The sequence below is a fragment of the Teichococcus vastitatis genome (assembly GCF_003604215.1).
GTDB lineage: Bacteria > Pseudomonadota > Alphaproteobacteria > Acetobacterales > Acetobacteraceae > Pseudoroseomonas > Pseudoroseomonas vastitatis.
On the sequence record NZ_QXGS01000005.1, the window covers coordinates 1 to 17,936 of the forward strand.

General features: G+C 70.4%; 18 protein-coding genes. 12 read left to right on the forward strand and 6 right to left on the reverse strand.

Annotated features, from left to right (window positions below; all coding sequences use genetic code 11):
• Positions 1-91: 91 nt before the first annotated feature.
• Positions 92-577: an SsrA-binding protein SmpB gene (gene smpB, locus D2K64_RS09565; RefSeq protein ID WP_120008138.1), complete on the reverse strand. Its 486-nt coding sequence runs from the start codon at positions 575-577 to the stop codon at positions 92-94.
• A 65-nt stretch (positions 578-642) separates the two neighbouring features.
• Positions 643-1,521: a 4-hydroxy-tetrahydrodipicolinate synthase gene (dapA, locus tag D2K64_RS09570; protein ID WP_120008139.1), complete on the reverse strand. Its 879-nt coding sequence runs from the start codon at positions 1,519-1,521 to the stop codon at positions 643-645.
• A gap of 198 nt (positions 1,522-1,719) precedes the next feature.
• On the opposite strand from dapA, the gene D2K64_RS09575 reads away from it, so the two are divergent.
• The 8 genes from D2K64_RS09575 (at position 1,720) to D2K64_RS09610 (ending at position 10,682) form a co-directional block, all read left to right on the forward strand.
• Complete coding sequence (locus D2K64_RS09575) at positions 1,720-3,771, forward strand: lytic transglycosylase domain-containing protein (RefSeq protein WP_120008140.1); 2,052 nt, start codon at positions 1,720-1,722, stop codon at positions 3,769-3,771.
• Positions 3,771-4,250 carry a phosphatidylglycerophosphatase A family protein gene (locus D2K64_RS09580; RefSeq protein ID WP_120008141.1) on the forward strand — a complete coding sequence of 160 codons (480 nt, stop codon included), beginning with the start codon at positions 3,771-3,773 and terminating at the stop codon, positions 4,248-4,250. The genes D2K64_RS09575 and D2K64_RS09580 overlap by 1 nt, the downstream gene beginning before the upstream one ends.
• Entirely contained in the window at positions 4,247-4,753 is a 507-nt protein-coding gene (locus tag D2K64_RS09585; RefSeq protein ID WP_202910612.1) for a CinA family protein, read from the forward strand. The genes D2K64_RS09580 and D2K64_RS09585 overlap by 4 nt, the downstream gene beginning before the upstream one ends.
• 85 nt (positions 4,754-4,838) lie before the next feature.
• Complete coding sequence (gene secG / locus D2K64_RS09590; RefSeq protein ID WP_120008142.1) at positions 4,839-5,249, forward strand: preprotein translocase subunit SecG; 411 nt, start codon at positions 4,839-4,841, stop codon at positions 5,247-5,249.
• A 188-nt stretch (positions 5,250-5,437) separates the two neighbouring features.
• Complete coding sequence (locus D2K64_RS09595) at positions 5,438-7,066, forward strand: CTP synthase (protein WP_120008143.1); 1,629 nt, start codon at positions 5,438-5,440, stop codon at positions 7,064-7,066.
• 151 nt (positions 7,067-7,217) lie between these two features.
• Positions 7,218-8,789 carry a diguanylate cyclase domain-containing protein gene (locus tag D2K64_RS09600; RefSeq protein WP_120008144.1) on the forward strand — a complete coding sequence of 524 codons (1,572 nt, stop codon included), beginning with the start codon at positions 7,218-7,220 and terminating at the stop codon, positions 8,787-8,789.
• Positions 8,790-8,909: 120 nt separating this feature from the next.
• A complete protein-coding gene (gene eno, locus D2K64_RS09605; protein ID WP_120008145.1) occupies positions 8,910-10,187 on the forward strand; it encodes a phosphopyruvate hydratase in 1,278 nt (425 codons plus the stop codon).
• Positions 10,188-10,358: 171 nt separating this feature from the next.
• Positions 10,359-10,682, forward strand: coding sequence for an FtsB family cell division protein (locus D2K64_RS09610; protein WP_120008146.1), 324 nt, complete (start codon positions 10,359-10,361; stop codon positions 10,680-10,682).
• Here the strand turns inward: D2K64_RS09610 and D2K64_RS09615 are convergent.
• Positions 10,676-11,557: a LysR family transcriptional regulator gene (locus D2K64_RS09615; RefSeq protein WP_120008147.1), complete on the reverse strand. Its 882-nt coding sequence runs from the start codon at positions 11,555-11,557 to the stop codon at positions 10,676-10,678. The two genes, D2K64_RS09610 and D2K64_RS09615, sit on opposite strands and share 7 nt — an antisense overlap.
• Before the next feature lie 74 nt (positions 11,558-11,631).
• Here D2K64_RS09615 and D2K64_RS09620 point away from each other — a divergent pair, with 74 nt between their 5' ends.
• Positions 11,632-12,687: a YeiH family protein gene (locus tag D2K64_RS09620; protein ID WP_120008148.1), complete on the forward strand. Its 1,056-nt coding sequence runs from the start codon at positions 11,632-11,634 to the stop codon at positions 12,685-12,687.
• A gap of 60 nt (positions 12,688-12,747) precedes the next feature.
• Here D2K64_RS09620 and gshB read toward each other — a convergent pair whose 3' ends face one another.
• Positions 12,748-13,692 carry a glutathione synthase gene (gene gshB, locus D2K64_RS09625; RefSeq protein WP_120008149.1) on the reverse strand — a complete coding sequence of 315 codons (945 nt, stop codon included), beginning with the start codon at positions 13,690-13,692 and terminating at the stop codon, positions 12,748-12,750.
• Between the two features lie 140 nt (positions 13,693-13,832).
• Positions 13,833-14,798, reverse strand: coding sequence for a zinc metalloprotease HtpX (locus D2K64_RS09630; protein ID WP_157985793.1), 966 nt, complete (start codon positions 14,796-14,798; stop codon positions 13,833-13,835).
• 121 nt (positions 14,799-14,919) lie between these two features.
• On the opposite strand from D2K64_RS09630, the gene D2K64_RS09635 reads away from it, so the two are divergent.
• From D2K64_RS09635 to dnaQ, 3 genes are read left to right on the forward strand one after another with little or no spacing between them, the layout of a single operon-like run.
• Positions 14,920-15,762 carry a shikimate dehydrogenase gene (locus tag D2K64_RS09635; protein ID WP_120008151.1) on the forward strand — a complete coding sequence of 281 codons (843 nt, stop codon included), beginning with the start codon at positions 14,920-14,922 and terminating at the stop codon, positions 15,760-15,762.
• On the forward strand, positions 15,759-16,343 hold the full coding sequence (gene coaE, locus D2K64_RS09640) for a dephospho-CoA kinase (RefSeq protein WP_120008152.1): 585 nt from the start codon (positions 15,759-15,761) through the stop codon (positions 16,341-16,343). Before D2K64_RS09635 ends, coaE begins: the two co-directional genes overlap by 4 nt.
• Positions 16,340-17,059 carry a DNA polymerase III subunit epsilon gene (dnaQ, locus tag D2K64_RS09645; RefSeq protein WP_120008153.1) on the forward strand — a complete coding sequence of 240 codons (720 nt, stop codon included), beginning with the start codon at positions 16,340-16,342 and terminating at the stop codon, positions 17,057-17,059. The genes coaE and dnaQ overlap by 4 nt, the downstream gene beginning before the upstream one ends.
• Positions 17,060-17,100: 41 nt before the next feature.
• Here the strand turns inward: dnaQ and D2K64_RS09650 are convergent, their stop codons facing one another.
• On the reverse strand, positions 17,101-17,931 hold the full coding sequence (locus tag D2K64_RS09650) for an aldo/keto reductase (protein WP_238384109.1): 831 nt from the start codon (positions 17,929-17,931) through the stop codon (positions 17,101-17,103).
• Positions 17,932-17,936: the final 5 nt, after the last annotated feature.

Consider the following 17,936-nt stretch of genomic DNA (forward strand, 5'->3'; position numbering starts at 1 on the left):
GCCTGGCCTGCAGGGACCTTCGGCATAGCGGATCGCAGCCGCGGATCCGCCGCCCCTGGCCCGGCTGGCAGGCCGGTCCGGCTGGGGGCGCTCAGCCCTTGTCGCGCATCAGCCGCGCCTTGTCCCGCTGCCAGTCACGGGCGGCGATGGCGTGGCGCTTGTCGGCCTTGTTCTTGCCCTCACCCAGGCCGAGCATCACCTTGGCGATGCCGCGCTCGTTGAACAGGATCTCCAGCGGCACCAGCGTCACGCCCTCCCGCGCCACGGCGCCGGTCAGGCTTTCCACCTGCTTCTTCTTCAGCAGCAGCTTGCGCGGCCGGCGCGGCTCGAACTGCGACACAAAGGAGCCGGCCTGCCATTCAGGGATGTAGCAGTTGAACAGCCAGAGCTCGCCGTCGCGCTCGCCGGCCCAGGCATCGGCGATGGCGGCGCGGCCGGCGCGCAGCGACTTCACCTCTGGCCCCAGCAGCACCAGCCCGGCTTCATAGGTGTCGCCGATCTTGTAGTCGAAGCGTGCCTTACGGTTCTGCGCGGCGGTGCCGTGCGAAATCATCGCTTTCTTGCGGGGCTCGGCCATCACTCTTTCATCCGGCGGAAGGCGGGGTGGCGCAACGTGGCGCGCCGCCTTCCGGTTTCAAGGTCTCAGTTGAGCAAGCCTGCGGTCACCATGGCCGCCTTGACCCGCGCCCGGGTCGCATCCGCGACCGGCGCCATGGGCAGGCGGCAGAAGGCCGACGACTTGCCGAGCAGGCTGGCCGCATATTTCACCGGCCCTGGCGAGGTTTCGCAGAACAGGGCGTCGTGCAGCGGCGTCAGCCGGTCCTGGATCTCCAGGGCCTCCTCGATGCGGCCGGCTTCCCAGGCGGCATGCATCTCGGCGCAGAGCCGCGGCGCGACATTGGCGGTGACGCTGATGCAGCCCACCCCGCCCGCGGCGCGGAAGGCCAGTGCCGTGTGGTCCTCGCCGGACAGCTGACAGAAATCGGTGCCGCAGGCGGCGCGGGTGTGCAGCGGCCGGGTCAGGTTGGCCGTGGCATCCTTTACCCCGACGATGTTCGGGTGCTTCGCCAGCCGCGCCATGGTCTCAACGCTCATGTCGATCACCGAGCGCGGCGGGATGTTGTAGATGATGAGTGGCAGGTCCACGGCATCGGCAATGGCGGTGAAGTGCAGAAACAGCCCTTCCTGCGTCGGCTTGTTGTAGTACGGCGTCACCACCAGTGCGGCATCGGCGCCGGCTTCCTTGGCGTGGCGGGTCAGCTCGATCGCCTCGGCGGTGCTGTTGGAGCCGGTGCCGGCGATCACCGGCACGCGGCCACCTGCCGCGTCGACGCAGAGTTCAACGACCCGGTGATGCTCGGCATGCGACAGGGTCGGGCTTTCGCCGGTGGTGCCGACCGGGATCAGGCCCTGGGTGCCCTCGGCGATCTGCCAGGACACCAGTTCGCTGAAGTTCTTCTCGTCCAGCCTGCCATCGGCGGCCATCGGCGTGATCAGCGCGACAAGCGATCCCTTGAACATCGGTTGAACACTTTCCTTCCCGGGTGGCAGGGTCTGGCGGCGGAGGGCGGGAAGCTAGGCGCCCCGCCCGCGCCGCACAAGCGGCGGAGGATCAAACCGTTTCCGGCACATTTCGTCACGCAACCATCTGATACACTCGGGCGCCGTTCTGCTCTACCCTGGCGCCATGTTGTTCCCGCTCCGCTCCATCCCCGCCGCATGACCCTGCTAACCTCCGCGCCCAGTGCTTCCTCCGCAACGCTTCGGCGCGTGCTGCTGCTGGTAGGGCTGGCGGTGCTGCCGGCAACCGGCTTCCGCGCCGCCCCGGCGCTGGCGCAGCCCTGGGCCTCCGAGGCGCAGCGCGGCGCCGGCCGCACCGCCATCATCGCCGCCAATGCCGGCCGCTGGAGCGAGGCGCAGGCGATCGCCGATAGCAGCGCCGACCCGATTGCCGGCAAGCTGGTGGCCTGGATGCGGCTGCAAGTGCGCGGCCAGGCCAGCGCCGAGGAGGTAGCCGCCTTCACCGCCGCCAACCCGTCCTGGCCGATGCTGGCCACCCTGACGCTGCGTGGCGAGGAAGCCCTGCCGATCTTGGCCGATGACGCCACGGTGCTGCGGTTGTTCGCCACGACGCCACCGCGCGGCCTCAACGCCACCCGCCAATGGGCCGAAGCGCTGCAGCGCCAGCAAGGGGAGGCCGCGGCGCGCGAGGCGGTCCGCCGCGGCTGGCGCGAGGGCAATGCCGACCCGGGAGACGAAGCCGCCTTTCTGGCAGTATTCGGCTCAGTGCTGACGCCGGACGACCACCGCGCCCGCTTCGAGCGTCTGGCCTGGTCCCGGCAGATCACCGCTGCTGGCCGGCTGCTGCCGCTGCTGCCCGCCGGGGCACGGCTTCCGGCCGAGCTGCGCCTGGCACTGGCCGCCGACCAGCCCGGCGCCGAGGCGCAGGCGGCACCGCGGGCCGGCGAGGATCTCGGGCTGGCGGCGGAACTGGCGCGGTACCTGCGCCGCGGCGACCGCGACACCGAGGCTGCCGCGGTCTGGCAGCAAGTCGAGTCCCTGCAGCGCCGCATGCCGCCCGAGGTGGGGCGCGCCATCTGGGCCGAGCGGCAGGTGCTGTCGCGCAAGCTGCTGCGCCTGGGCGATGCCGCCGCCGCCCACCGTGTCGCCGCACAGCATGGCGCGCTGGAAGGCGAGCCGCTGCACGAGGCCGAGTTCCTGGCCGGCTTCATCGCCCTGCGCCGCCTGAACGATCCGGCGCTGGCCGCCCGGCACTTCGCCAAACTCGGGGAGGGCAGCAGCAGCGTCATCACCCGGTCCCGTGCCGCCTATTGGCGCGGGCGGGCCGCGGCGGCGCGCGGCCGCCTCGACAAGGCGCAGGGTGAGTACGCCGCCGCCGCCGCACTTCCCACCGGCTTCTATGGTCAGCTGGCAGCGCTGGCGCTCGGCGAGAGCACTCCCCAGCTCGCCGCCCGCATCCGCGCGGTGCGCCCACCGCAGCCCACCGCCGAGGCCGCTAGCGCCTTTCTGAACAAGGAACTGGTGCAGGCGGTGCTGACGCTCGCCGATCTGGGCGATACCGGCCGCGCCCGCACCTTTCTGCTGCGGCTGGAGGACATCGCCCCCGATCCGGCGGAGCAGGTGCTGGTGGCGCGGCTGGCCGGCAGCATCGGCCGGCAGGATCACGCCGTCTGGGTGGCTCGTCGCGCCGGGATCGATGGCGTGATGCTGCTGCCGGAGGGCTTTCCGGCGCCCTACGCCCTGTCTGCCGATGCCGAGGTGGAGCCCGCCTTCGCCTATGCCGTCGCACGGCAGGAAAGCAATTTCGACCCTGCGGCGGTGTCGAGCGCCAATGCGCGCGGGCTGATGCAGCTGCTGCCCGGCACCGCCGCGCTGGTGGCGAGGCAGCTCGGCATCCCGCATCAGGCGGCGTGGCTGACCACCCAGCCGGAGCACAACATGCGTCTCGGCTCCCGCTACCTGGCCGACCAGCTGGCGCGGTTCGGCAACCTGGCCCTGGCCGCCGCGGCCTACAATGCCGGACCCCGCCGGGTGGAGGAATGGATCGGCACCTATGGCGATCCGCGGCTGCCCGGCAGCATCGACCTGATCGACTGGATGGAGCAGATTCCGTTCGCCGAAACCCGCAACTACGCCCAGCGCGTGGTGGAGAACGCCGTGATCTACCGCGCCCTTCAGGGCCAAGACGCTTCGGAGCACCCGTTGCAGGCCTGGCTGGCGCCGGCCAATCCCGCACTGGCGGCCCGCTGATGTCCGCCCCGTTCGCCGCGCCGCCGGTGGCCCCGGCCGCCCTTCTGCCGCGACTGCTCGCCAGCATGGGCGGCATCGGCTTTGTCCGCCCTGCTCCCGGCACCTGGGGCAGCGCCCTGGTGCTTCCGGTGGCGGTGGCCGGCCCCGAGGCCTGTCTGATGCTGTCGGCCGTGCTGACGCTGCTGGGATGGTGGGCGCTGGAGCGGCTGCCGGACCGCCATGCCGATCCATCCTGGGTGGTGATCGACGAGGGTGCCGGGCAGAGCCTGGCCCTGGCCGCCCTGCCGCTCGGCGCCGGCCCGGCCGGATTAGCGCTGGCCTTTCTGCTGTTCCGCCTGTTCGACATCACCAAGCCGGGCCCTGTGGGCTGGGCCGACCGCCGCAAAGGCACGGCGGGCGTGATGCTGGACGATCTGTTCGCCGGCGGCATGGCGGCGGCCGTCATCCTGGCGGTGTCGGTGATGGGGGTCGCGCTGTGACGAACTGGCCGGAGCGGAATCTGCTCGAGGAGGCGGCGGCGCTGCTGGCCGCGTTGCAGGCGCGCGGCCTGACCCTGGCCACTGCCGAAAGCTGCACCGGCGGGCTGGTCAGCGCGGCGCTGACAGCGATCCCCGGCTCCTCCGCCACCGTGCTGGCCGGATACGTCGTCTACTCGAACGACGCCAAGCAGCGCATGCTCGGCGTTCCCGCCAGCCTGATTGCCACGCATGGGGCGGTGAGCGAGCCGGTGGCCCGTGCCATGGCGGACGGCGCGCTGGCGGATTCGGGGGCGGGCCTCTCGGTCAGCATCACCGGCATCGCCGGGCCGGGCGGCGCCACCGCGGACAAGCCTGTGGGCCTCGTGCATTTCGCCGCCGCCCGGCGGGGCGGGCCGACCCTGGCGCGGCATCATGTGTTTCCGGGTGATCGCGACGCGGTGCGCGGCGCCAGCTTGGCGGAAGCGCTGAGGCTGCTGGCCGAAGCGGGCGAGGTCACGTCATGAGCGCGGCTCCGCGCCCCTGCCCCGTTGCCGCCGCACCGCGTTGCCGCTGGCGCGGCGGCGCAAACGCCGCTAAGAGCGCTCCGCCATGATGAACGTCCTGCTCGTCCTGCATCTTTTCGTCACCCTCGCGCTGATCGGCGTCGTGCTGCTGCAGCGCTCCGAAGGGGGCGGGCTCGGCATCGGCTCCTCGCAGGGCATGGGCAACTTCATGACCGGGCGCGGCACCGCCAACCTGCTGACCCGCACCACGGCGGTGCTGGCCACGCTGTTCATGGTGCTGGCCCTGACCATGGCGCTGATGGGGCGCGGCCAGTCCGGGCGCGGCTCGATCCTGGATGCGCCGCCGCCGCCCGCCGTAAGCGGCGAGCAGCCGATGCAGCCCACCGCGCCCGTGGGGCAGCCGGGCAGCACCACCGGCACGGGCACCTCGCCCGGCACCGGGGGGGCGCCGGCTCAGCCGGCGACGCCGCCACCAGCCAGCGTGCCGACCAACTGATCGCCAGCCCCGGGGCTGCGAATCGGGCGCCGGGGTCCCCTCAGGCGCCCGAGCCATTTATGGGAGCCCTGTTCAGGGGCGATCCCGTTGAATCGGCGGGGTGAGTTTCGGCCCCGCTTTCCGCATGCAGCAGCCTTGCCATTCCCGCCGCTTTCCGGCGGCGTGGCGGAGCGTTAGAAAGGTGGCCCATGACGCGGTTCGTATTCATCACCGGCGGCGTGGTTTCCTCCCTCGGCAAGGGCATCGCGGCGGCCAGCCTCGGCGCGCTCCTGCAGGCACGGGGCTACAAGGTCCGCATTCGCAAGCTCGACCCCTACCTGAACGTTGATCCGGGCACCATGAGCCCGTATCAGCACGGCGAGGTCTTCGTCACCGACGACGGCGCCGAGGCCGACCTCGACCTCGGCCATTATGAGCGGTTCACCGGCGTGCACGCCACGCGCGGCGACAGCTACACCTCCGGGCGCATCTACGCCGAGGTGATCGCCAAGGAACGCCGCGGCGACTATCTCGGCGGCACCGTGCAGGTGATCCCGCACATCACCGACGCCATCAAGGAAGCCGCCACGGCCGATACGGACGGGCTCGATTTCCTGCTGGTCGAGGTGGGCGGCACGGTGGGCGACATCGAGAGCCTGCCCTTCCTGGAAGCCCTGCGCCAGCTGCACAACGAGCTGGGCCCGCAGCGCAGCCTGTTCATGCACCTGACTTTGGTGCCCTATATCCCCTCCGCCGGCGAGCTGAAGACCAAGCCGACCCAGCACAGCGTGAAGGAGCTGCTCGGCCTGGGCATCCAGCCGCAGATCCTGCTGTGCCGCTGCGACCGGCCGATCCCCGAGAACGAGCGCCGCAAGATCGCGCTGTTCTGCAACGTCCGGCCCGAAAGCGTGATTCCGGCGCTCGACGCGTCCTCGATCTACGCCGTGCCGCTGCAATACCAGGCGGAAGGTCTGGACCGCGAGGTGCTGCGGCATTTCGGCCTGTCGATCTACGGCCAGCCCGACATGTCCGGCTGGCAGCGCATCGTCCACCGGCTGGACAACCCGGAAGGCGACGTGCGCATTGCCGTGGTCGGCAAGTACATCTCGCTGCTCGATGCCTACAAATCCCTGGCCGAGGCGCTGGCCCATGGCGGCATTCGCCACGGCGTAAAGGTCAAGCTCGACTGGGTCGACAGCCAGGTGTTCGAGACGCCGAACGCGCTGGAGCGGCTGGAAGGCGTGCATGGCATCCTGGTGCCCGGCGGCTTCGGCGAGCGCGGCGCCGAGGGCAAGATCGAGGCGGTGCGCTTCGCCCGCGAAAGGAAGATCCCGTTCCTCGGCATCTGCTTCGGCATGCAGATGGCGGTGATCGAGGCGGCGCGGAACCTGGTCGGTATCGAGGGCGCCTCCTCCACCGAATTCGGCCCTACGGAGGAGCCGGTGGTCGGGCTGATGACCGACTGGCTGCGCGGCAATGAGCGGGAGACCCGCTCGGCCGAGGGCGATCTGGGCGGCACCATGCGGCTCGGTGCCTATCCGGCGCGGCTGGCCGAGGGCTCGCTGGTGCGCCGGGTGTACGGCCAGGCGGAGATCGAGGAGCGGCACCGCCACCGGTATGAGGTGAACATCGGCTATCGCGAGCGGCTGGAGGCGGCGGGGCTGCATTTCTCCGGCCTGTCGCCGGACGGGCTGCTGCCGGAGATCGTCGAATATTCGGATCACCCCTGGTTCATCGGCGTGCAATACCATCCCGAGCTGAAGTCGAAGCCCTTCGACCCGCATCCGCTCTTCGCCGGCTTCGTCGGCGCGGCGGTGAAACAGGCGCGGCTGGTCTGAGGAACAAGGCGGCCCGCCATGGCCGCCACTTCATGCTTCCTCAATCCGGACCGGCGATGATGTCGGTCCGGCACGTGGCGGCCGTGGCCGCCACGGCCCGTCACCGCGCCCGGGACCCGATCCACCCGCGCGGAGCCTGACGGCCAAGGCCATGACCATAGCATCGGAGGCCCTGGACCGCAGGGTATGGCTGCTGCACCGCGCCGCCGCGGTGATGGGGCTTCTGGGCCTGCTGGCCTCCCTGATGCTGTGGCACATCACCTGGCGGTCCAGCATTGCCGAGGCAGATGCCCGGTTCCGCGACAGCAGCCAACACGTCACCCGGCTTGTCGAGGAGCGGATGATGCGTGTGGTCGAGCTGGTGGCGGGGTTCCGCGGCCTTTTCAGTGTCAACAACACGGTCACCCGGCAACAATTCCATGCGCAGGCCACCGCGCTGCGGCTGCCGGACCGTGTTCCCGGCCTGCAGGTGGTGCAGTATTGCCCCCTGGTTCTTCACGCCGCGCGGGGAACCTTCGAGGCGTCGGTGCGGGATGACCGCAGCCTGGACCCCGGTGGCTACCCGGATTTCGCCTTCCGCCCGTCGGGATCGCGGGCCTTCTACCTGCCGGTGCTCTACAATGAGCCCATGGCCGGCAACGAGGCCGCTTTCGGCCACGACATGGCGGCCGAACCTTCCCGCTGGCGCAGCGTGGAACAGGCCCGGGACAGCGGCGAGGCGGCGGCCAGCGCGCCGCTGCCATTGCTGCAGGGCGAAACCGGCATCGTCATCCGGCAGGCGCTGTATCACGGCGACACGCCTCGGTGGACTGTCGCACAGCGGCGGGTGGCCTTCGCGGGCGTGGTCGGCGCCGTGCTGCGCACGCGGGACATGCTGGGAACCCTGCTGCCGGAAACCCGCAATGCTTACCAGCTCCTGATCGAGGACCGCGGCGCCATCGACGGTGATACGTCGCAGCCTCGCCCGGTCCTCGCCGCCAGCGGCGGCTTCAACGCCATGCCCGATGCGGCGGCGCCGGCCGACCGGCTGGAACAGGTGATCCCCGTCGCCGGCCGGATCTGGGCGGTGGTGCTGGTGCGGCCGCCCGCCAGCCTGGCCTTCGCTCCGGCGCCGCTGGCTGCGCTGCTGTGCGGCTGCGCCGTTACCGCGACGCTGTGGTGGCTGCTGCATGGCTTGGCCCGGCATTATGAGAGCGCGAGCTCGATCGCCGGCCGCCTGGCGCACGCGGCCCAGCATGACGGGCTCACCGGCCTGCCGAACCGCCGCCTGCTCGGCCAGCGGCTGGAGGAGGCGATCACCGCGGCGGAGCGGCACAAGGGTGGCATGGCGCTGATCTTCATCGACCTCGACCGCTTCAAGCCGATCAACGACACGCTGGGCCACGAGGCGGGCGACATGGTGTTGCGGCAGGTGGCGCTGCGATTGTCGGGCGTTGTCCGGCCCAGCGACACCGTGGCGCGGCTTGGCGGCGACGAGTTCGTGGTGCTGCTGTGCCGGCTGCCGCAGCCGGATTTGTGGCGCAGCGTCGCCGACCGGATCGGCCGCAGCCTCGATCAGCCTATGAGCTATGGCGGCCAGCGGGTCTCGGTCGGCGCCAGCCTCGGCGTCGCGCTCTATCCGCAACACGGCACCGACGCGGAAAGCCTGCTGCGTCACGCTGACGAGGCGATGTACAATGCCAAGCGATCCCGCCGCGCGATGGAGCACGCGCCGGTCGCCTGAAGCTTGGCGGCACACGACAACGTTGCTCCGTTGGGCACCCCCACCCCTTGCCCTGCCCGCGCCCGCGTTTTATCCGCGCAGGGCGTAGGACCGACTGCCACCACCCGAGGGGAACCCGGAATGACTGCCATTGCCGACATCATCGCGCGCGAGGTTCTCGATTCGCGCGGTAATCCCACCGTCGAGGTCGATGTCGTGCTGGACAGCGGGGCCATCGGCCGCGCCGCCGTGCCGTCAGGCGCCTCGACCGGTGCGCATGAGGCCGTCGAGCTGCGCGACGGGGACAAGGCGCGCTACCACGGCAAGGGCGTGCAGAAGGCCGTGGCGAATGTGGAGGGCGAGATCTTCGACGCCCTGTCCGGCATGGACGCCACGGAGCAGGTGAAGATCGACGAGGTAATGGTCTCGCTCGACGGCACGCCGAACAAGTCGCGCCTCGGCGCCAACGCCATCCTGGCGGTCAGCCTGGCCACCGCCAAGGCGGCGGCCGAGCATTACGGCGTTCCGCTGTACCGTTATGTCGGCGGCGTCTTCGCCCGCACCCTGCCGGTGCCGATGATGAACATCATCAATGGCGGCCAGCACGCGGACAATCCGATCGACATCCAGGAATTCATGATCATGCCGGTGGCCGCCGGCTCCGCCGCCGAGGCGGCGCGCATCGGCTCCGAGGTGTTCATGAGCCTGAAGAAGGCGCTGCATGACGCCGGCCACAACACCAATGTGGGCGATGAGGGCGGCTTCGCGCCGGATCTGAAATCGGCCGACGAGGCGCTGGGCTTTATCGCCAAGGCCTGCGAGGCCGCCGGCCACCGCGTCGGCGAGGATGTCATGTTCGCCCTCGACTGCGCCTCCACCGAGTTCTTCAAGGGCGGCGTCTACGACATGGAGGGCGAAGGCAAGAAGCTCGATGCCGGCGGCATGGTGGATTATCTGGCTGGCCTCTGCGCCAAATTCCCGATCATCTCGATCGAGGATGGCTGCGCCGAGGATGACTGGGCCGGCTGGAAGCTGCTGACCGAGCGGCTGGGCGGCACCGTGCAGCTGGTGGGGGACGATCTGTTCGTCACCAATCCCGAGCGGCTCCGCCAGGGGATCGAGACGCGGACGGCCAACTCGATCCTGGTGAAGGTGAACCAGATCGGCTCCCTGACCGAGACGCTGGAAGCGGTGGAGATGGCGCACCGCGCCGGCTACACTGCGGTGATGTCGCACCGCTCGGGCGAAACTGAGGACAGCACCATCGCCGACCTCGCCGTCGCCACCAATTGCGGCCAGATCAAGACCGGCTCGCTGTCCCGCTCCGACCGCCTGGCGAAGTACAACCAGCTGATCCGCATCGAGCAAGGCCTCGGGCCGGCCGCACGCTATGCCGGCCGGACCATCCTGAAGCGCTGAAACGCGGCCATCGAAGCGGTGCGCCGGCCAAGTTTCGTGGCCGGCGCACCACCCCGCGCAGGAATACGCTTTCGCACCGCGGTATCTGCTTGCGCCGCCTTGGTCACACGTCGTTAACCTTCCGCCTGTATTGGGGCTGGTAAGCCTCTGATTCGGGACAGGGATTCGGCGATGCGGGCGATCAAGCGGATGTTCGGCATTCTTTGGCTACCGCTGGTCTTCACAGGCCTGATCTGGCACTTCTCCTGGTATGCGGTGCACGGTCCCCGTGTCGGCTCTCTGGCGAGAGAGGCCAAGGCCACCGAGATTGCCGCCGCCCGCCTGGTTCTGGCCAGGGTCGAGGCGGAGCGCGACACCATGGAACGCAAGGTCGCCGGGCTGCGCGGCGACCGCATCGACCGCGACGTGCTGGATGAGCGGGCCCGCGCCCTGCTCAACATGGTCGGCAAGGACGAGTTGGTCGTTCCCTATGGCAGCAACAGCCGCCTCTACTGAGCGGTTGCCAAAGCCAGCAGCGCCCTGGAGGCCTGGCTGGCATAACGTTCCCGGTGCCGCAAGGCTTTAAAGGAACGTGGCGGCAGTTCCACCTCCGCGCGCACCAGCAGCCCGGCCGCGAGGTGCGGCCCGGCGGCCCGTTCCGAAACCACGGTGGCGCCGCCATCCGCTTCCACTGCCGCCAACACGGCCTCGTTGGAGGGAAGTTCCAGCGCAACGTTCAGCGCACCAGCTGGCAATCCCCAGTCGCGCAGCAGCGCTTCGAAGGCAGCACGAGTGCCTGAGCCGGGCTCGCGCATGATCCAGGGCGATTCCGGCAGACGGCACGCCGGGATCAGACCGGTCCCGGCCCAGGGGTGGTGCGGGCCGACCACCACCACCAGCTGGTCGCGGGCCAGGAAGACCTGCGACAAGGCCGGCTCGCACACCTCCCCTTCCACCAACCCGAGCTCGGCCACACCGCTGAGGACCGCCTGGGCGACGCTGGTGGTGTTGCCGGCGCCGACCTCCACCGACACACCCGGGCAGGCGGCGCGGAACCGCACCAGCAGCGGCGGCAGCCAGTAGCTGGCCACGGTCTGGCTGGCCTGGATGCGCAGCGTGCCGCGCAAGGCTCCACCCAGTTCCGACAACACCAGCTCCGCCGCTTCGGCGCGGGCCAACACGGCGGCGGCCTCCGTCCGGAAGACGCGCCCATCTTCGGTCAGCTCGATGCGGCGGCCGACCCGATGAAACAGAGTGATGCCATGCCGCTCCTCCAGCGCCCGAATGGCGGCGCTCACGGCGGATTGCGTGAGATGCAGGACACTGGCGGCACGGGTCACGTGCTCGCGCTCCGCCACGGCCAGGAAGATGCGCAGCTGTTCCAGCGTCATCGTTCGATTTTAATGATCGGATCGATCAAAACAACCTGTTGGAGCGATTGAAACGCTGCTGTCATGGTGAAGCCATGCCCAGCCCCACCACCCTCGCCTCCCCGCGTACCACAGCTGTTGCGCGCGTCGTCACCCTGTTGCCCGGTATCGCCCTGTGCGGCGCGGTCGCCCTTTTCGCCGGAATTCTGGCCTGGGTGGAGACGGCGCTGTGGGGACGCGCCTGGCTGGACGCGCTGGTGCTGGCCATCCTGTTGGGCACCGCCCTGCGCACGCTGCGGCCGCTGCCGGCCGCGGCGGCACCCGGTATCGCCTTCAGTGCCAAGATGCTGCTGGAGGTGGCGGTGATGCTGCTGGGCGCCTCGCTCAGCGTCACCGCCCTGCTGGCGGCCGGCCCGGGGCTGATCGCCGGCATCGCCGCAGTGGTGGCCCTGTCCATCGCTGCGGCCTATGTGATCGGCCGCGGCTTCGGGCTACCGCGCAAGATGGCGGTGCTGGTGGCCTGCGGCAACTCGATCTGCGGAAACTCCGCGATCGCCGCCGTGGCCCCGGTGATCGGCGCCCAGGCCAGGGATGTCGCCGCCGCGATTGCCTTCACCGCTGTGCTGGGCGTCGGCGTGGTGCTGGCGCTGCCGCTGCTGGTGCCCCTGCTGGGGCTCGATCCCCTGCAATACGGCGTGGTGGCCGGGCTGACAGTGTATGCGGTGCCGCAGGTGCTGGCCGCCGCCGCCCCGGCCGGTTCCCTGGCGGTGCAGATGGGTACGCTGGTGAAGCTGGTGCGGGTGCTGATGCTGGGGCCGGTGGTGCTGGGCCTGTCCGTGCTCGCGGCACGGCGCGATGCCGCTGCCGGCGTTGGCCGGCCGGGAATCGGCAAGCTGGTGCCGTGGTTCATCCTCGGCTTCCTGGCGATGGCGGCGCTGCGCGCCTTCGGGCTGATTCCTGCTGCCCTGCTGCCCCCGATCGCCGGCGTGGCGGAAGCACTGACCCTGCTGGCGATGGCGGCGCTGGGTCTCGGGGTCGATGTGCGGGTGGTGGCGAGGGCCGGCGTGCCCGTCAGCGCCACGGTGGTGCTGTCGCTGCTGCTGTTGCTGGTCGCCAGCCTGGGGCTGGTGGAACTGATCGGCCTCCACTGAACGTCGCCGGCCGGGTGGGCCGCCCGGCCATGGCAGGGCCGGCCAGGCGGCGCCGAAGCCTCAGCGCTGCGCTTCGATGGCGTCCCAGATGGCCTTCTCCAGATGCACGCCATCGAACCGCGCCACCTCCTGCAGGCCGGTCGGCGAGGTGACGTTGATTTCGGTCAGGTAATCGCCGATCACGTCGATGCCGACGAAGATCAGGCCGCGCTTTTTCAGCTCCGGCCCGATGCGGGCGCAGATCTCGCGGTCCCGCTCCGTCAGCGCCACCTGTTCCGGCCGGCCGCCGACATGCATGTTGGAGCGGCTTTCGCCCGTGGCCGGCACCCGGTTGATGGCGCCCATCGGCACGCCATCCACCAGGATGATGCGCTTGTCGCCGAAGCGCACGGCCGGCACGTATTGCTGGATCATCAGCGGCTCGCGCGAGCGCTCGGCGAAAAGCTCCAGCAGGGCGTTCATGTTGCTGTCCTCGGGGCGCAGGTGGAACACGCCCGCGCCGCCATTGCCGAACAGCGGCTTGACGATGATGTCGCCGTGCTTCTCGCGGAACTTGCGCACCTCCAGCGGGTCATGCGTGATCATGGTGTCCGGCATCAGATCCGGGAACTGCATCACGAACAGCTTCTCCGGCGCGTTGCGGACCGAGGCCGGATCGTTCACCACCAGCGTCTTCGGGTGGATCATCTCCAGGATGTGGGTGGCGGTGATGTAGGCCATGTCGAAAGGCGGGTCCTGGCGCATCAGCACCACATCCATGGCGGAGAGATCATGCTCCGCCGCCTCGCCCAGCGTGAAGTGGTTGTTCTTCTCCCGCCGCACCTCGACTGGCTGCATGCGTGCCAGCACCTGGCCGGAGCGCAGCGTCAGCTCCTTCACGTGGTAATGCCAGAGCTGGTGGCCGCGCGCCTGCGCTTCCAGCATCAGCGCGAAGGTGCTGTCGCCATCGATGTTGATGCCGGCGATCGGATCCATCTGGACCGCCACCTTCAAAGACTTGGCCATGGGCTTGCCTTGCTCCTGCGAAGGCCGCCGGGGAATGGCGGCCGGTTGCCGCAAGTGGTGGCATCACCGCCGCCGAAGCGCCAGGGGGCACACGCCAGGAGAAACGGGCGACACAGAGCCCGCCTGCGTGGCGGTGGCGGCTAGAACCACCAGTGACGGGCGAGGCGCTGCCCGAGCGAGCCGCGCTCCGGCACCGCCCAGCCCGTCGGCAGGGCGAGTACCGCCGCGGGCAGAGGGTCGCGGATGGTGGCCATCTCCGCCAGACGCCTCATGCGTTCGCGAAGGGTGGGATGAGTGCGGAACCACCTGAGCCAACCCGGGCCACCCCGACGCGCCAGCCCTTCCCAATCGTCGCCCTGGAGGCGGCCCAGCCGGTCAAGGGCCGCGGCCAGCGCCGCGGGGTCGCCGGTCAGTTCGACGGCGCCGGCATCGGCCAGGAACTCGCGCCGCCGGGACAGCGACAGGGCCAGCAGATCCCCCAGGGTCGGCGCGGCCATCAGCAGCAGGATCGCGCCCGGGGAGACCGACACCCCGGTGCCGAGCAGGATGGGATACCAGAAGGCCAGCAACAGGAGCCCGGTCAGGCTCATCGCCCGCGTCAGGGCGGCGGCGGCGGCGGCCACCCGCATCACCCCCGTGTCGCCATGGCGGATATGGGCGATCTCATGCGCCAGCACCGCGGCGATCTCGCGCGGCGGCAGGCTCCGCAGGAGGCCGGCGGTCAGTGCCACTGAGGACCGCTCGCCGGAACCGGATGCCATGGCCTGCAGCATGCGGCCGGGAAGCAGGTAAAGCTCCGGCGGCCGGCCTAGCCCGGCCCGCCCGGCGAGCAGGCCGCTGAGCGCATGCAGGCCCGGCGCCGCCTGCGGCAGCAGCGGAACCCCGCCAAAGACGTGCCGGAACATCGCTCCGCCAGGCGCGGGATCCAGCAGCATGACCGCCAGCGCCGCGGCCCCCGCCATCACCAGGCCAGGCACGCCGGCCAGCACGAGGCCGCACAAGGCGGCCAGGCCGGAAAGCCCCAACAGCAAAAGCCTCGACTGCCAGACATTGAGACGCAGCTGTCGGCGCAGCGCCGCGGGGTCCATGGTCACGATCCTCGACATGATGCCTTGATTCCTGCCCGGGCCGGATTGTGCCAGAGCGGCCGGGCGGCGGAAGCCGTCATGGCGGTCTCCCCCCTTGGGGGCATTGACCACGCCATTCCTGCGCTGGATTGATGCCGGCATGACGATCATCTCCGGCAAGGCGAGGCTGGCAGGCGTGTTCGGCTGGCCAGCCTCCCACTCCCGTTCCCCAAGGCTGCACGGCTACTGGCTGCGGCAGCATGGCATCGATGGCGCCTATGTTCCGCTGGAGGTCCGGCCGGAGGATTTTGCTGCCGCGGTGCGCGCGCTGGTGACGATGGGCTTCCGCGGTGCCAACGTCACCCTGCCGCACAAGGAAACCGCCTTTGCCGTCTGCGACATGGTGGATGGCAGCGCCCGCCGCGCCGGGGCGGTCAACACGCTGGTATTCCGCGACGGGCAGATCCACGGCAGCAACACCGATGGCTTCGGCTTCCTGGAGAGCGTGCGAGAGCAGGCGCTAGGCTGGCAGGCGGCGGACGGACCGGCCGTGCTGCTGGGCGCGGGCGGCGCCGCCCGCGCCATCGCCGCGGCGCTGCTGGATGCCGGCTGCCCGCTGCTGACGATCGTCAACCGCAACCGTGAACGGGCGGAGATGCTGGCGCGCCAGATCGGGGGCCCTGTGGCGGTGGCGGACGCCCCGCCGCTGGAGGGCGCGGCGCTGCTGGTGAACTCCACCAGCCTTGGCATGGCCGGACAGCCACCGCTGGAGATCGACCTCGCCCTGTTGCCGCCGCGCGCCGTGGTGGTGGACGCCGTCTACGTGCCGCTGGAAACCTCTCTGCTGGCCGCCGCCCGCGCCAGGGGCCTGCGGGGCGTGGACGGGCTTGGGATGCTGCTGCACCAGGCACGCCCGGGCTTCGAGCAATGGTTCGGCGTGGCGCCCGGGGTCGATCGCGGGCTGCGCGAGTTCGTGGCCGCCGACCTTCCGCGCCGGACGTGAAGATCCTCGGCCTCACCGGCGGCATCGGCATGGGCAAGTCCACCGCGGCCGGCACCTTCCGCCGCCTCGGCGTGCCGGTGTTCGATGCCGATGCCGCGGTGCATGCCCTGCAGGCGTGCGGCGGCCGGGCCGTGGCGCCGATCCGGGCAGCATTTCCCGGCACCATCCGCGACGGGGCCGTGGATCGCGAGGCGCTGCGCCGCGCCGTGCTGGGCGACCCGCCGGCGCTGAAGCGGCTGGAAGGCATCGTCCACCCGCTGGTCCGGGCCGAGGAGCGTCGCTTCCTGGCGCGGTGCCGGCGCCGCGGCGCGCGGCTGGCCGTGCTGGATGTCCCGCTCCTGTTCGAAACCGGCGGCGAGCAGCGCTGCGACGCCGTAGTGGTGGTATCCGCCCCGGCCGCGGTGCAGCGTGCCCGCGTGCTGGCGCGCGGCGGAATGACGCCGGAGCGTTTATCCGCCATCCTGTCCCGCCAGATGCCCGATTCTGAGAAGCGGCGCCGCGCCGACTTCGTGATCCGCACCGGATTGTCGCGCGGCCATGCCCGCCGTGCCATCCGCCGATTGCTGCAGAGGTTCCGATGAGCCGTACCTTGGTGCTTGACACCGAAACCACCGGATTCGACCCGCTGACCGGAGACCGCGTCCTGGAGGTGGCGGCGGTGGAGCTGCTGAACCTCGTTCCCACCGGCCGGCACTTCCATGTGCTGATCGACCCGGAGCGCGAAGTGCCGGAGGAAGCCGCCAAGGTGCACGGCTTCACCTGGGACATGCTGCGCGGCAAGCCGAAATTCGCCGAGATCGCCGCCGCCATGCTGGAGTTCCTGGGTGACGACCCGGTGGTGGCGCACAACGCCAACTTCGACTTCGCCTTTCTGGACTTCGAACTGAAGAAGGCCGGATATCCGGTGATCGACCGCTCGCGCATGGTGGACAGCCTGGCTATTGCCAAGAAGCGCTTCCCCGGCCTGCCCAACAGCCTGGATGCGCTGTGCCGGCGCTACGGCATCGACAACTCCATGCGCACTTCGCACAACGCGCTGCTCGACGTGGAACTGCTGGCGCAGGTCTATCTGGAGCTGATGGGCGGCAAGCAGCCGGGGCTGGCACTCGCCACCGCGCCGGTGCTGGCCAGCCCGGTGGTGGTGGCGGTGGATGCCGTGCCGGTGGCCCGCATTCCCCGCCCCATCCTGCCGACCGAGGCCGAGCTGGAGGCTCATCGCGGCTTCCTGGCCAAGCTCAAGGAACCGATCTGGGCCGCCTTCGACTCCCCGGCGCCAGAGGCTGCCGCCAGGGGTTAGGCGCCCGGCGTCGTCGGCTGAGCGTCGCAGCCGGGACGCCGTCAGCTGTTCCAGTCGGGCGCGAAGGCGGGGTTCACCTGGCGCTGAGTCTTGGGCAGCGCGTCAATGGTGGCGATGTCCTGCTGCGACAGCGCGGCCGCCAGCGGCACGGCGTCGAGATTGGCCTGCTGGCTTTCACGGCGGGACGCCTTGGGGATCGCCGCCACCCCGTCCTGCCGCAGCAGCCAGGCCAGCGCCACCTGCGCGCCGCTCGCCCCATGTCGCGCGCCGATGGCGGCCAACTCCGGATGCTCGCCCAGCCGCCCCTGCGCCAGCGGCGAATAGGCGGTCAGGCCGATGCCGCGCGGCCGGCACCAATCCAGCAGCGTCTGCTGCGACAGCAGCGCGTGATACTCGACCTGCAGGCAGGCCGGCTCGGCACCCAGTTCCTCCAGCTGCCGCATCAGGCCGGGCGTGAAGTTGGAAACGCCCCAGCGCCGGATCAGCCCGGCCTCCCGCGCCGTATGCAAGGCCGCCACGATGCCTGGAAGGTCCATGCCGGGCGTGGGCCAATGCACCAGGAACAGGTCCAGATACGGCGTCGCGAGCCGGCGCAGCGAGTCGTCGAGCGAACGGCGCAGCGCCTCGGGGGCCAGATTTTCCCACCACACCTTGCTGGTCAGGAAGATCTGCTCACGCGCCACGCCGGACGCGGCCAGCGCGGCGCCGACGGCCTGCTCGTTCTCGTAGCGGGCCGCGGTATCGATGTGGCGGTAGCCCAGCGCCAGCGCGCTTTCCACCGCGGCCTGGCCGGCCGCCCCGGTCAGCTGCCAAGTGCCGAGGCCGAGCTTGGGGATGGCGATGCGGTGGGTCTCGATCAGGGGAATCATCATGCGAT

Excerpts from the sequence above, each read along its gene's own strand:
- smpB (WP_120008138.1), bottom strand. The coding sequence starts at position 577 with ATGGCCGAGCCCCGCAAGAAAGCGATGATTTCGCACGGCACCGCCGCG.
- dapA (WP_120008139.1), bottom strand. The coding sequence starts at position 1,521 with ATGTTCAAGGGATCGCTTGTCGCGCTGATCACGCCGATGGCCGCCGAT.
- D2K64_RS09575 (WP_120008140.1), top strand. The coding sequence starts at position 1,720 with ATGACCCTGCTAACCTCCGCGCCCAGTGCTTCCTCCGCAACGCTTCGG.
- D2K64_RS09580 (WP_120008141.1), top strand. The coding sequence starts at position 3,771 with ATGTCCGCCCCGTTCGCCGCGCCGCCGGTGGCCCCGGCCGCCCTTCTG.
- secG (WP_120008142.1), top strand. The coding sequence starts at position 4,839 with ATGATGAACGTCCTGCTCGTCCTGCATCTTTTCGTCACCCTCGCGCTG.
- D2K64_RS09595 (WP_120008143.1), top strand. The coding sequence starts at position 5,438 with ATGACGCGGTTCGTATTCATCACCGGCGGCGTGGTTTCCTCCCTCGGC.
- D2K64_RS09600 (WP_120008144.1), top strand. The coding sequence starts at position 7,218 with ATGACCATAGCATCGGAGGCCCTGGACCGCAGGGTATGGCTGCTGCAC.
- eno (WP_120008145.1), top strand. The coding sequence starts at position 8,910 with ATGACTGCCATTGCCGACATCATCGCGCGCGAGGTTCTCGATTCGCGC.
- D2K64_RS09610 (WP_120008146.1), top strand. The coding sequence starts at position 10,359 with ATGCGGGCGATCAAGCGGATGTTCGGCATTCTTTGGCTACCGCTGGTC.
- D2K64_RS09615 (WP_120008147.1), bottom strand. The coding sequence starts at position 11,557 with ATGACGCTGGAACAGCTGCGCATCTTCCTGGCCGTGGCGGAGCGCGAG.
- D2K64_RS09620 (WP_120008148.1), top strand. The coding sequence starts at position 11,632 with ATGCCCAGCCCCACCACCCTCGCCTCCCCGCGTACCACAGCTGTTGCG.
- gshB (WP_120008149.1), bottom strand. The coding sequence starts at position 13,692 with ATGGCCAAGTCTTTGAAGGTGGCGGTCCAGATGGATCCGATCGCCGGC.
- D2K64_RS09630 (WP_157985793.1), bottom strand. The coding sequence starts at position 14,798 with ATGTCGAGGATCGTGACCATGGACCCCGCGGCGCTGCGCCGACAGCTG.
- D2K64_RS09635 (WP_120008151.1), top strand. The coding sequence starts at position 14,920 with ATGACGATCATCTCCGGCAAGGCGAGGCTGGCAGGCGTGTTCGGCTGG.
- dnaQ (WP_120008153.1), top strand. The coding sequence starts at position 16,340 with ATGAGCCGTACCTTGGTGCTTGACACCGAAACCACCGGATTCGACCCG.
- D2K64_RS09650 (WP_238384109.1), bottom strand. The coding sequence starts at position 17,931 with ATGATGATTCCCCTGATCGAGACCCACCGCATCGCCATCCCCAAGCTC.